Below are 12,722 nucleotides of genomic sequence, written 5' to 3' on the forward strand. Positions count from 1 at the left end.
ATGGGCGTAGACGAGACTCAACCGTTAATTTCACATCTGATTGAGCTGCGTAAGCGCCTGCTCAACAGCATCATTGCCATCCTGGTGATCTTCCTGGCGTTGGTTTACTTCGCCAACGATATCTATCAACTGGTTTCCGCTCCGCTTATCAGCAAAATGCCGGTAGGCGCGACGATGATCGCCACCGATGTAGCTTCTCCTTTCTTCACGCCGATCAAACTGACCTTTATGGTTTCGGTGATCCTGTCAGTGCCGGTCATTCTTTATCAGGTATGGGCATTCGTGGCGCCGGCGCTGTATAAGCATGAACGTCGGCTGGTCATGCCGCTGCTGGTTTCCAGTACGCTGCTGTTCTATATCGGCATGGCTTTCGCTTATTTCGTCGTGTTCCCGCTGGCATTCGGCTTCCTGACTCACGCCGCGCCGGAAGGGGTATTAGTTTCGACCGATATCCGTAGCTACCTCGATTTTGTTATGGCGCTGTTCATGGCTTTTGGCGTGTCGTTTGAAGTGCCGGTCGCCATCGTCCTGCTCTGCTGGATGGGCGTCACGACGCCGGAGGATTTGCGTAAAAAACGGCCCTACGTGCTGGTGGGCGCCTTCGTGGTCGGTATGCTGCTGACGCCGCCGGATGTGTTCTCGCAAACGCTGTTGGCCATCCCCATGTATTGCCTGTTTGAAGTCGGGGTGTTCTTTGCCCGTTTCTATACCGGTAAACGCCTGACGCGTGACGAAGATGCCGCCGCCGAAGAGGCGGAGAGGAAAGAAGAGTAACAACGCCAACCGCCCGTCAGGGCGGTTGTCATATGGGAGCTATGATGTTTGATATTGGCGTGAATCTGACCAGCTCGCAGTTTTCTCGCGACCACGACGACGTGGTTGCGCGCGCGCAGGCGGCGGGTGTTCATGGGATGCTGCTGACCGGCACCAATCTGCATGAAAGCCAGCAGGCGCGGCAGATGGCTGGCCGTTACGCCAACTGCTGGTCTACCGCGGGTGTGCATCCGCACGATAGCAGCACCTGGACTGAGTCGGTGGCTGAAGAAATCCACGCGCTGGCCCGCCAGCCGCAGGTGGCGGCGATTGGCGAATGCGGTCTTGATTTCAACCGTAATTTCTCAACGCCGCAGGAGCAGGAGAAGGCGTTCAGCGCCCAGCTGGCGCTGGCGGCCGAGCTCTCAATGCCGGTATTTTTACACTGCCGTGACGCCCATGAACGGTTCCTTGCACTGCTGGATCCGTGGCTCAATAAACTGCCCGGCGCCGTGTTGCACTGCTTTACCGGTAGCCGCGAGGAAGTGCTTCAGTGCCTTGATAAAGGGTTATTTATCGGTATCACCGGCTGGGTGTGCGATGAGCGGCGGGGACTGGAGCTTCGTGAACTGTTGCCGGCAATCCCGGCGGAACGTCTGTTGCTGGAGACCGACGCGCCATATCTATTACCGAGGGACATGAAGCCGAAGCCCTCCTCGCGGCGCAACGAGCCCGCTTATCTGCCGCATATTCTGGCAAGCGTAGCGGGCTGGCGAGGCGAGGAAGCGCAATGGTTGGAGGAGGTTACGGATGCGAACGTCAGGAAGCTGTTTGGCGTGCGCTTTTAACCGCGCCGTCAGATTTTATAGAAGTCGGTATTTTTAACGCTTTGCAGGACCTGTTTATTCAACAGATTGAGGAGCAGCATTGAACGGGCTTCGCCGTCGGGCTCGGTGAAGATAGCCTGCAGTCCTTCAAAAGCGCCGTCGGTGATCAACACGCTATCGCCTTCATGAGGCGTTTCCGGGTCGGTAATACCTTCCGGTTTATAGATAGAAAGCTGGTGAATCACCTCTGAAGGGACCACTGCCGGTTGGGCGCCAAAACGAACGAAACTGTTCACCCCTCGGGTAGCGCTGATGGTGGTGGTATGAATGATCTCGGGATCGAATTCGACGAACAGATAGTTTGGGAACAGGGGCTCGCTGACCGTAGTACGTTTACCACGGATGATTTTTTCCAGCGCGATCGTCGGCATCAGGCAGTTGACTGCCTGACGTTCAAGGTGTTCCTGGGCGCGCTGAAGCTGCCCACGTTTGCAATAAAGTAAGTACCAGGCTTGCATAATGACTCTTTCCGCTTTACTACCTGCAAGCATAACAAAAGCCTGGAACAATCGCGAAAACCATTATAAGCGAAAGCGTAAATAGACTGTTCATTTACGCTTATTTAACAAAAGTACAGCATCGTTGCGGCGAAAATCGTATAATCAGCCGCTTGTATAGAGGTCAATAATAACTCCATGAAATACCACGATCTACGCGACTTTCTGACATTACTTGAGCAGCAGGGCGAGCTAAAACGGATAACCCTGCCGGTCGACCCGCATCTGGAAATTACCGAAATTGCCGACCGCACCCTGCGTGCCGGTGGCCCGGCGCTGCTGTTTGAAAACCCGAAAGGCTACTCGATGCCGGTGCTGTGTAACTTGTTTGGCACGCCGCGTCGTGTGGCGCTGGGGATGGGCCAGGAAGACGTCAGTTCGCTACGGGAAGTCGGGAAGCTATTGGCCTTTCTGAAAGAGCCGGAGCCGCCAAAAGGCTTCCGCGATCTGTTTGATAAGCTACCGCAGTTCAAGCAAGTGCTGAATATGCCGACCAAACGCCTGCGCGGCGCGCCTTGTCAGCAAAAAATCATCCAGGGCGATGATGTCGATCTCAACAAAATACCGATTATGACCTGCTGGCCGGAAGATGCCGCGCCGCTGATTACCTGGGGGCTGACGGTGACCCGCGGCCCGCACAAGGAGAGGCAAAATCTGGGTATTTATCGCCAGCAGCTGATCGGCAAAAATAAACTCATCATGCGTTGGTTGTCCCACCGCGGCGGCGCGCTCGATTTCCAGGAGTGGTGCGCGGCGCATCCCGGCGAGCGTTTTCCGGTATCCGTGGCGCTTGGCGCCGATCCGGCGACCATTCTGGGCGCGGTGACGCCAGTGCCCGATACCCTGTCGGAATACGCTTTCGCAGGCTTGCTGCGCGGCACCAAGACCGAAGTGGTTAAATGCGTTTCCAATGACCTTGAAGTGCCGGCCAGCGCGGAAATCGTGCTTGAAGGCTACATTGAGGCCGGCGAGATGGCGCCGGAAGGGCCATACGGCGATCATACCGGCTACTACAATGAAGTAGACAGCTTCCCGGTATTTACGGTGACCCATATTACCCAGCGCGAAGACGCGATTTATCATTCGACCTATACCGGCCGTCCGCCGGATGAACCTGCGGTGCTGGGCGTGGCGCTTAACGAAGTCTTTGTGCCTATTCTGCAAAAGCAGTTCCCGGAAATCGTCGACTTCTATCTGCCGCCGGAAGGGTGTTCCTATCGCCTGGCGGTGGTGACCATGAAAAAACAGTACGCAGGCCATGCCAAGCGCGTGATGATGGGCGTCTGGTCGTTCCTGCGCCAGTTCATGTATACCAAGTTCGTGATTGTCTGCGACGATGACGTGAACGCGCGCGACTGGAATGACGTGATTTGGGCGATTACTACCCGTATGGACCCGGCTCGTGATACGGTACTGGTAGAAAATACGCCAATAGATTATCTGGATTTTGCCTCGCCGGTTTCCGGCCTGGGTTCAAAAATGGGGCTGGATGCCACAAATAAATGGCCTGGCGAAACCCAGCGTGAATGGGGTCGTCCAATCAAAAAAGATCCTGAGGTGACGGCGCGTATCGACGCCATCTGGGATGAACTGGCCATCTTTAAATAACAGTAAGCGGGGCTAACGCCGCTGTTTTGCTCTATAGACCCGACAGAGGGGACGCATGACAACCTTAAGCTGTAAAGTGACCTCGGTGGAGGCGATTACCGATACCGTGTATCGCGTTCGATTAGTACCGGAAGCGGCATTTTCTTTCCGCGCCGGCCAGTATCTGATGGTAGTGATGGATGAGCGCGACAAGCGTCCGTTCTCTATGGCTTCCACGCCGTCAGAGCACGAGTTTATTGAGCTGCATATCGGTGCTTCTGAACTCAATCTGTATGCGATGGCGGTGATGGATCGCATTCTGAAAGAGCGTGAAATTGAGGTTGATATTCCGCATGGCGAAGCGTGGCTGCGCGATGACGAAGATCGCCCGCTGATTCTGATCGCCGGCGGTACCGGATTCTCTTATGTGCGTTCTATTCTGTTAACCGCGCTGGCGCGTAACCCGGACCGCGATATCGCCATTTATTGGGGCGGCCGCGAGGCTAAGCATCTGTACGATCTGGCCGAGCTGGAAGCGTTAAGCATCAAGCATCCGAATCTGCGCATCGAGCCGGTGGTCGAGCAGCCGGAAGAAGGGTGGCGTGGTCGCTCCGGTACGGTACTCACCGCCGTGCTGCAGGATTACGGTACGCTGGCCGAGCATGATATTTACATTGCCGGTCGTTTTGAGATGGCCAAAATTGCCCGCGACCTGTTCTGTAATGAGCGCGGCGCGCGTGAAGATCGCCTGTTTGGCGATGCGTTTGCGTTTATCTGATCGTGTTTCTAATAAGCATCCAGGCGCGAGACCCGGATGCTTTTTTTACTGCATATCGCTGAAGTAAACGTACAGCGGCCGCTCGTTTTCCAGCAAACAGAGCATGTTTCCAACGCTGTCGCCTTTTTTTGCCAGCGTTGCGGTTAGTTGCGTCGCAATATGCTGGGAACCTACCTTCTCATCATAGCGTTCGCTATTAATATCAGTGATATCTACATGGCTTAATTGCTGGTTAGGCGCCATTTTGCTGATCCCCCATGATAGACACGCCTGAGCGTCAGTTTGTTCATCGGCGAGAGCTGCAGCAGGTAATGCAATCAGTGGGAGAATTAGTAAGAGTTTTTTCATAACTAGTTATTATCCTTAATGATTTCTACAGTGTTGGAGATAATAACTGAATGATAGAAATAAAAAACCCGCCCCTGACAGGCGGGAAGAACGGCAACTAAACCCCCTCTAATCCATTATTGCCTGTTGGCTGGCAGGCAATAATGGCATCGAGTTTTTTACCTATATCCTCTCGAATACGGTGGCGATCCCCTGACCTAAACCGATGCACATGGTCGCCAGACCGAACTGCGCGTCTTTGCGTTCCATCTGATTGATCAAGGTGGTGCTAATACGCGCCCCGGAACAGCCCAACGGGTGGCCGAGCGCGATCGCGCCGCCGTTAAGGTTGATCTTCTCGTCGATCTGCTCCATTAACCCCAGATCTTTAATACATGGCAGGATCTGCGCGGCAAACGCTTCATTCATTTCAAAGACGTCGATATCGCTGGTGGATAATCCCGCTTTTTTCAGCGCCAGCTTTGAGGCCGGAACCGGGCCATAACCCATAATGGACGGGTCGCAGCCGACTACCGCCATTGAACGGACGCGAGCGCGCGGCTTCAGCCCCAGCTCGTGGGCGCGGCTTTCGCTCATCAGCAGCATTGCCGCCGCGCCGTCGGAAAGCGCGGAAGAGGTACCTGCCGTTACCGTGCCGGTCACCGGATCGAAAGCCGGTCTCAGCGCCGCCAGCGCTTCTACGGTGGTTTCCGGGCGGATCACTTCGTCATAATTAAAGGATTTCAGCACGCCGTCGGCATCGTGGCCGCCGGTCGGGATAATCTCCGCCTTGAATGCCCCGGATTGCGTCGCCGCCCAGGCGCGAGCGTGGGAACGTGCGGCGAATTGATCCTGCATTTCACGGCTAATGCCGTGTAGACGCGCCAGCATTTCCGCGGTCAGCCCCATCATACCGGCGGCTTTCGCCACGTTACGGCTAAGGCCCGGGTGGAAATCGACACCATGACTCATTGGCACATGGCCCATGTGCTCAACGCCGCCAATCAGGCAGACGCTGGCGTCGCCGGTCATGATCATACGGGCGGCATCGTGCAGCGCCTGCATGGAGGAACCGCACAGGCGGTTAACCGTGGTTGCCGGTACCGAGTGCGGTATTTCCGCCAGCAGCGCGGCGTTACGCGCAATGTTGAAACCCTGCTCCAGCGTTTGTTGCACGCAGCCCCAGTAAATATCGTCAATCGCGCTCGCCTCAAGGGACGGGTTACGCGAAAGCAGGCTTCGCATCAGGTGCGCGGAGAGGTCTTCCGCACGCACGTTGCGAAAGGCGCCGCCCTTTGAACGGCCCATCGGGGTGCGAATTGCATCGACAATGACAACCTGTTCCATTGTGACTCCTTAAGCCGTTTTCAGTTCGCCAACCGGACGGGCTGGTTCTACTGGAGGATAATACGCTTCGTTATGACGGGCCTTATTACGCAGACCCTCCGGCACGGTATAAAGCGGGCCGAGGTGCTGGTATTGCTGCGCCATATCGAGATATTTTGCGCTGCCGATGGTGTCCAGCCAGCGGAATGCGCCGCCGTGGAACGGAGGGAAGCCCAGGCCGTATACCAGCGCCATATCCGCTTCCGCCGGGCTGGCGATAATGCCTTCTTCCAGGCAGCGAACAACTTCGTTAACCATCGGGATCATCATACGGGCGATAATCTCTTCATCGCTGAAATCGCGCTTCGGCTGGCTGACTTCGGCCAGCAGACTATCGACTGCGGCATCTTCTTCTTTTTTCGGCTTACCTTTACTGTCTTCTTTATAACGCCAGAAACCGAGGCCGTTCTTCTGGCCGAAACGGCTGGCGTCAAACAGCGCGTCGATAGCATCGCGATAATCTTTCTGCATCCGCTGTGGGAACCCCGCCGCCATTACCGCCTGGGCATGGTGCGCGGTATCGATGCCGACAACATCCAGCAGATAGGCCGGGCCCATCGGCCAGCCAAACTGTTTTTCCATCACTTTGTCGACTTTGCGGAAATCCGCGCCGTCGCGCAGCAGCTGGCTGAAGCCTGCGAAATAGGGGAACAGTACACGGTTAACGAAGAAGCCGGGGCAATCATTCACCACGATCGGCGTTTTGCCCATTTTGCTGGCCCAGGCAACGACTTTGGCAATGGTCTTGTCCGAAGTTTTCTCGCCGCGGATCACTTCAACCAGCGGCATGCGATGTACCGGGTTAAAGAAGTGCATACCGCAGAAATTCTCCGGGCGCTGCAGAACGCTGGCCAGCTCGCTGATAGGAATCGTTGAGGTGTTGGAAGCCAGCACGGTGTCCGGACGCACTTTCTCTTCGGTTTCCGCCAGTACCGCTTTCTTCACTTTCGGGTTTTCCACCACCGCTTCAACGACGACGTCCACGCGGTCAAAACCGCTGTATTCCAGCGTTGGCTGAATGGTGCTAATCACTCCGGCCAGCTTCAGACCGTCGATTTTTCCGCGTTCCAGCTGTTTATTCAGCAGCTTCGCCGCTTCGGTCATGCCAAGGGTCAGCGATTTGTCGCTAATGTCTTTCATTACCACCGGCACGCCTTTCCAGGCTGACTGGTAAGCAATGCCGCCACCCATAATGCCGGCGCCTAATACGGCAGCGTGCTTCGGCGTCTCGACATCTTTAGTGAGTTTTTTCGCTTTCGCTTTGACGTACTGGTCGTTAAGGAAGATGCCGACCAGCGCGCGCGCTTCGTTGGTATGCGCCAACGGAACAAAACTTTGGTTTTCCAGCTTCAGCGCGTCGTCACGGCCAAGACGCGCGGCGGCTTCGATGGTTTTTACCGCGGTGATCGGCGCCGGGTAATGTTTTCCGGCGGTTTGCGCGACCATACCTTTGGCAATAGTGAAGCTCATGGCGGCTTCAATTTTGCTGAGCTTCAGCGGCTCCAGTTTCGGCTGACGTTTGGCTTTCCAGTCCAGGTCGCCATTAATCGCCTGGCGCAGAATCGCCAGCGCGCCGTCATGCAGTTTTTCCGCGGCAACAATGCCGTCAATGAGGCCAATTTTCAGCGCTTGATCGGCGCCGACGTCTTTACCGGCGGCAATAATGTCCAGCGCGCTATCGGCGCCGAGCAGGCGCGGCAGACGTACGGAACCGCCGAAGCCAGGCATAATGCCCAACTTGGTTTCCGGCAGGCCGATGCGCAGATCCGGCGTGGCGAGGCGATAGTCGGTCGCCAGCACGCATTCGCAGCCGCCGCCCAGCGCGTAGCCGTTAACCGCTGACAGAGTAGGGACCGGTAAATCTTCCAGGCGATTGAAGACGCTGTTGGCAAAGTGCAGCCACTGGCTCAACTGTTCTTCCGGCACCAGGAATAGTGAAAGGAATTCGGTGATATCGGCGCCGACGATAAAGGCCGCTTTTTCAGAGCGCAGCAGCAGCCCTTTGAGATCTTTTTGTTTTTCGAGTACGTCCAGCGCGTGGCCGAGGCTGGCAACGGTTGCAGTATCAAGCTTGTTAACCGAGCCGGGGGCGTCGAAAACCAGTTCGGCAATGCCATCTTCCAGCCAGTCGAGGTACAGGGTGTCGCCTTTGTAGAGCATGTCAGTCTCCTGAATCCAGCAATATGATCTGGTCATACCAGATGACTCGGAGTGTGGAATTTATGTTAAGAAAATGCAAATTACTCTTTAAATAATTGCTGGTCGGATCACATCCGGTAGAAATCACCCGGCCTGGAGCCAATGTGCTAAGATGCGGAGAATCACGATCCAATAAAAGCAAAGGATAAAAGATGGAATCACTGGCCGCGCTTTATAAAAATCATATCGTTACCCTACAAGAACGTACCCGCAAAGTTTTAGACCGCTTCAAGCTGGATGCTCTGCTGATCCACTCCGGCGAGCTGATCAATGTCTTCCTCGACGATCATCCGTATCCGTTTAAGGTTAACCCGCAGTTTAAGGCGTGGGTGCCGGTGACCCAGGTGCCAAACTGCTGGCTGCTGGTGGATGGCGTGAATAAACCGAAGTTGTGGTTTTATTTGCCGGTCGATTACTGGCACAACGTTGAGCCGCTGCCGACCTCTTTCTGGACTGAGGAAGTAGATGTCATTGCGTTGCCGAAAGCCGACGGTATTGGCGGTCAACTGCCCGCGGCGCGTGGCAACATCGCGTATATCGGCCCGGTGCCGGAACGTGCTTTAGGTCTGGAGATCGCGGCAGACAAAATCAACCCGAAAGGCGTTATCGACTATCTGCATTATTATCGCGCTTACAAAACCGATTATGAGCTGGCTTGTATGCGTGAAGCGCAGAAATCGGCGGTCAACGGCCATCGCGCGGCCCACGAAGCTTTCCAGTCGGGGATGAGCGAGTTCGATATTAATCAGGCTTACCTGACGGCGACCGGTCATCGCGATACCGACGTCCCTTACAGCAATATCGTGGCGCTGAATGAGCATGCGGCCGTATTGCACTACACCAAGCTGGATCACCGTGCGCCAACCGAGATGCGCAGCTTCCTGTTGGATGCGGGCGCAGAGTACAACGGCTATGCCGCGGACCTGACTCGTACCTGGGCAGGCCACAGCGACAACGATTTCGCGCAGCTGATTAAAGACGTTAACGACGAGCAACTGGCGCTGATTAGCACCATGAAGGCCGGCACCAGTTACGTTGATTACCATATTCAGTTCCATCAGCGCATCGCAAAGCTGCTGCGTAAACACCAGCTAGTGACCGGCATGAGCGAAGAGGCGATGGTGGAAAACGATCTGACCGGACCGTTTATGCCGCACGGGATTGGTCATCCGCTGGGCCTGCAGGTTCATGATGTCGCCGGTTTCATGCAGGACGATACCGGTACGCATCTGGCGGCGCCGTCGAAGTATCCTTACCTGCGTTGCACCCGTATTCTCGAGCCGCGTATGGTGTTGACTATCGAACCAGGCATCTACTTTATTGAGTCGCTATTGGCGCCTTGGCGTGAAGGGCAGTTCAGCAAGCACTTCAACTGGCAGAAAATTGAAGCCATGAAGCCGTTTGGCGGGATTCGTATCGAAGATAACGTGGTGGTTCACGAAAACAGCATCGAAAATATGACGCGCGACCTGAAACTGGCGTAATGGAAAGTTGGTTGGTGCCGGCCGCGCCGGTGAGCGTTGTTGAAGAGATCAAAAAGAGCCGTTTCATCACGCTGTTGGCGCATACCGACGGCGTGGCGGCGGCAAAAGCGTTTGTCGAATCGGTCAGGGCTGAGCACCCGGACGCACGTCACCACTGCGTGGCGTGGGTTGCCGGGCCTCCTGATGATTCACAGCAGCTGGGGTTCTCTGACGATGGCGAACCGGCGGGAACGGCAGGTAAACCCATGCTGGCGCAGCTGATGGGCAGCGGCGTCGGCGAGATAACCGCGGTGGTGGTGCGCTACTACGGTGGTATTCTGCTGGGTACCGGCGGCCTGGTGAAGGCCTATGGCGGCGGCGTCCATCAGGCGCTTGCGCAGTTGAAAACGCAGCGCAAGACGCCGTTAACCGCATATACTTTGCAATGTGAATACGGACAGCTGGCCGGGGTAGAAGCGCTGCTGGCGCAGTTCTCGGGCATTATTGTGGAAAGCGAATATCAGGCGTCTGTGCAACTGCGCGTCGCGCTTCCGCAAGCTGAAGTGGCCTCTTTTTCGACAAAACTGGCTGATTTTAGTCGTGGTTCATTGCAATTACTGAAGATTGACGAATAATCCCCACCTGATTTTTTTGTAACCCAAAGGAAGCGCCAGAGATGCATTTTCGCGCGATAACCCGAATCGTTGGACTGTTGGTCATCTTATTTTCGGGGACGATGATTGTCCCGGGATTAGTGGCCCTGATATATCGCGATGGCGCGGGGCGAGCTTTCACCCAAACCTTCTTTGTTGCACTGGCGATCGGCTCCATGCTGTGGTGGCCGAACCGTAAGCAAAAAGGCGAGCTGAAATCCCGTGAAGGATTTCTGATAGTCGTGTTGTTCTGGACGGTGCTGGGCAGCGTCGGTGCGTTACCATTTATCTTTGCTGAACAGCCTAATCTGACGGTGACGGATGCCTTTTTTGAATCCTTCTCCGGCTTAACCACTACCGGCGCGACGACGCTGGTGGGGCTTGACTCACTGCCTCATGCCATCCTGTTCTATCGCCAGATGCTGCAGTGGTTCGGTGGTATGGGTATCATCGTGCTGGCGGTGGCGATTTTGCCTATCCTTGGCGTCGGCGGGATGCAGCTCTACCGGGCGGAAATGCCGGGCCCGTTGAAAGACAATAAGATGCGACCGCGTATTGCCGAAACGGCAAAAACGCTGTGGCTTATTTATGTCTTATTGACCGTCGCCTGCGCATTAGCGCTATGGTTTGCCGGGATGCCGGCGTTTGATGCGATTGGCCATAGCTTTGCGACCATCGCTATCGGCGGCTTCTCAACTCACGATGCCAGCGTCGGCTACTTTAATAGCCCGATGATTAACTCCATCATCGCCATCTTCCTCCTAATCTCCGGCTGTAACTATGGCCTGCACTTTTCGCTATTAAGTGGGCGCAGTTTACGGGTTTACTGGCGTGATCCGGAGTTCAGAATGTTTATCGGTGTTCAGCTAACCCTGGTTATCGTCTGTACGCTGGTATTGTGGTTACATAATGTCTACGGCTCGGTGTTAACAACGCTGAACCAGGCGTTCTTCCAGGTGGTGTCGATGGCGACGACCGCTGGGTTTACCACCGACAGTATTGCGCGTTGGCCGTTGTTCCTGCCGGTGCTGCTGCTCTGTTCGGCTTTCATCGGCGGCTGCGCCGGGTCAACGGGCGGTGGTTTAAAGGTCATTCGTATCCTGTTGCTGTTTAAGCAGGGGAATCGTGAGCTTAAGCGCCTGGTGCACCCGAATGCGGTCTATAGCATTAAGTTAGGTAACCGCGCGCTGCCGGAACGTATTCTGGAAGCCGTGTGGGGATTCTTCTCCGCCTATGCGCTGGTCTTTATCATTAGTATGCTGGCGATAATCGCGACTGGGGTTGATGACTTTTCTGCCTTTGCTTCAGTTGTGGCGACATTGAACAACCTGGGGCCTGGTCTTGGGGTCGTTGCTGATAACTTTGCGACAATGAACCCGGTCGCGAAATGGATCCTGATTGCTAATATGCTGTTTGGTCGTCTGGAAGTGTTCACCTTATTGGTGCTCTTTACTCCCACTTTCTGGCGCGATTAACAGGAGTGCTCGTGAAAACTTTAATTCTTTTCTCCACCCGGGATGGGCAGACCCGTGAAATTGCCTCCTATCTAGCCTCTGAACTCAAAGAGCTGGGGGTTGATGCGGATACTGTGAACCTGAACCGTACCGAGACGGTTGAGTGGCATCATTACGATCGGGTGGTGATTGGCGCTTCTATTCGCTACGGGCACTTTCATCCAGCGCTGGACCGCTTCGTGAAAAAGCATCTGGCATCTCTGCAGGCGTTGCCGGGAGCGTTCTTCTCGGTAAACCTGGTGGCGCGCAAACCGGAAAAGCGAACGCCGCAAACCAACAGCTATACGCGCAAGTTTCTCCTTAACTCGCCGTGGCAGCCGCAGAGCTGCGCGGTATTTGCCGGTGCGCTGCGTTATCCGCGCTATCGCTGGTACGATCGAATAATGATTCGCTTAATTATGAAGATGACCGGCGGGGAAACGGATACTAGTAAAGAAGTGGTTTATACCGATTGGCCGCAGGTGGCCAGATTTGCCCGAGAAATCGCGCAAATGACGAGCAAATAGCGCGTAAAACTCGCGTTATGGTGGAAAATCGAGCGAACGAAAAGTTTTTTTGAATTTCCTCTTGTCACTTCAGAATTACTCCCTATAATGCGCCACCACTGACACGGAACAACGGCAAACAAGCCGCCGGGTCAGCGGGGTTCCGGTGAGAACCTCGCGGAGAAAAGCAAAA

The 12,722-nt window shown here is 55.2% G+C and carries 12 protein-coding genes; 8 read left to right on the forward strand and 4 right to left on the reverse strand.

The window, feature by feature from the left end:
• Nucleotides 1-774, forward strand: coding sequence for a Sec-independent protein translocase subunit TatC (gene tatC / locus PGR10_RS24485; RefSeq protein ID WP_430924252.1), 774 nt, complete (start codon nucleotides 1-3; stop codon nucleotides 772-774).
• A 32-nt stretch (nucleotides 775-806) separates the two neighbouring features.
• Nucleotides 807-1,601 (forward strand): 3'-5' ssDNA/RNA exonuclease TatD, encoded by a 795-nt coding sequence (gene tatD / locus PGR10_RS24490; protein WP_183269038.1) that lies wholly within the window; start codon nucleotides 807-809, stop codon nucleotides 1,599-1,601.
• A gap of 8 nt (nucleotides 1,602-1,609) precedes the next feature.
• Here the strand turns inward: tatD and rfaH are convergent, their stop codons facing one another.
• Nucleotides 1,610-2,098 carry a transcription/translation regulatory transformer protein RfaH gene (rfaH, locus tag PGR10_RS24495; RefSeq protein ID WP_015703997.1) on the reverse strand — a complete coding sequence of 163 codons (489 nt, stop codon included), beginning with the start codon at nucleotides 2,096-2,098 and terminating at the stop codon, nucleotides 1,610-1,612.
• 177 nt (nucleotides 2,099-2,275) lie between these two features.
• On the opposite strand from rfaH, the gene ubiD reads away from it, so the two are divergent.
• Together ubiD and fre are read left to right on the forward strand one after the other, a co-directional pair.
• Nucleotides 2,276-3,745, forward strand: a complete 1,470-nt coding sequence (gene ubiD / locus PGR10_RS24500) for a 4-hydroxy-3-polyprenylbenzoate decarboxylase (RefSeq protein WP_015368839.1) — start codon at nucleotides 2,276-2,278, stop codon at nucleotides 3,743-3,745.
• Nucleotides 3,746-3,800: 55 nt separating this feature from the next.
• Nucleotides 3,801-4,502 (forward strand): NAD(P)H-flavin reductase, encoded by a 702-nt coding sequence (gene fre / locus PGR10_RS24505; RefSeq protein ID WP_008807928.1) that lies wholly within the window; start codon nucleotides 3,801-3,803, stop codon nucleotides 4,500-4,502.
• 45 nt (nucleotides 4,503-4,547) lie between these two features.
• Here fre and PGR10_RS24510 read toward each other — a convergent pair whose 3' ends face one another.
• From PGR10_RS24510 to fadB, 3 genes are all read right to left on the reverse strand, one after another.
• Complete coding sequence (locus tag PGR10_RS24510) at nucleotides 4,548-4,850, reverse strand: hypothetical protein (RefSeq protein WP_213317868.1); 303 nt, start codon at nucleotides 4,848-4,850, stop codon at nucleotides 4,548-4,550.
• Between the two features lie 162 nt (nucleotides 4,851-5,012).
• Nucleotides 5,013-6,176 (reverse strand): acetyl-CoA C-acyltransferase FadA, encoded by a 1,164-nt coding sequence (gene fadA / locus PGR10_RS24515; protein ID WP_136027837.1) that lies wholly within the window; start codon nucleotides 6,174-6,176, stop codon nucleotides 5,013-5,015.
• A 9-nt stretch (nucleotides 6,177-6,185) separates the two neighbouring features.
• On the reverse strand, nucleotides 6,186-8,375 hold the full coding sequence (gene fadB, locus PGR10_RS24520; protein WP_430924253.1) for a fatty acid oxidation complex subunit alpha FadB: 2,190 nt from the start codon (nucleotides 8,373-8,375) through the stop codon (nucleotides 6,186-6,188).
• A gap of 191 nt (nucleotides 8,376-8,566) precedes the next feature.
• Here fadB and pepQ point away from each other — a divergent pair, with 191 nt between their 5' ends.
• The 4 genes from pepQ to hemG are packed head-to-tail and all read left to right on the forward strand — an operon-like array spanning nucleotide 8,567 to nucleotide 12,550.
• On the forward strand, nucleotides 8,567-9,898 hold the full coding sequence (gene pepQ / locus PGR10_RS24525) for a Xaa-Pro dipeptidase (RefSeq protein WP_015704000.1): 1,332 nt from the start codon (nucleotides 8,567-8,569) through the stop codon (nucleotides 9,896-9,898).
• Nucleotides 9,898-10,512 carry an IMPACT family protein gene (locus PGR10_RS24530; protein ID WP_015704001.1) on the forward strand — a complete coding sequence of 205 codons (615 nt, stop codon included), beginning with the start codon at nucleotides 9,898-9,900 and terminating at the stop codon, nucleotides 10,510-10,512. Before pepQ ends, PGR10_RS24530 begins: the two co-directional genes overlap by 1 nt.
• 41 nt (nucleotides 10,513-10,553) lie before the next feature.
• The gene (gene trkH / locus PGR10_RS24535) at nucleotides 10,554-12,005 is read left to right on the forward strand and encodes a Trk system potassium transporter TrkH (protein WP_045378745.1); all 1,452 of its coding nucleotides are present in this window, start codon (nucleotides 10,554-10,556) and stop codon (nucleotides 12,003-12,005) included.
• An 11-nt stretch (nucleotides 12,006-12,016) separates the two neighbouring features.
• A complete protein-coding gene (gene hemG, locus PGR10_RS24540) occupies nucleotides 12,017-12,550 on the forward strand; it encodes a menaquinone-dependent protoporphyrinogen IX dehydrogenase (protein ID WP_087858686.1) in 534 nt (177 codons plus the stop codon).
• Nucleotides 12,551-12,722 lie beyond the last annotated feature (172 nt).

This window comes from Klebsiella sp. 141198, from assembly GCF_050600785.1.
GTDB classification, from domain to species: domain Bacteria; phylum Pseudomonadota; class Gammaproteobacteria; order Enterobacterales; family Enterobacteriaceae; genus Klebsiella; species Klebsiella aerogenes.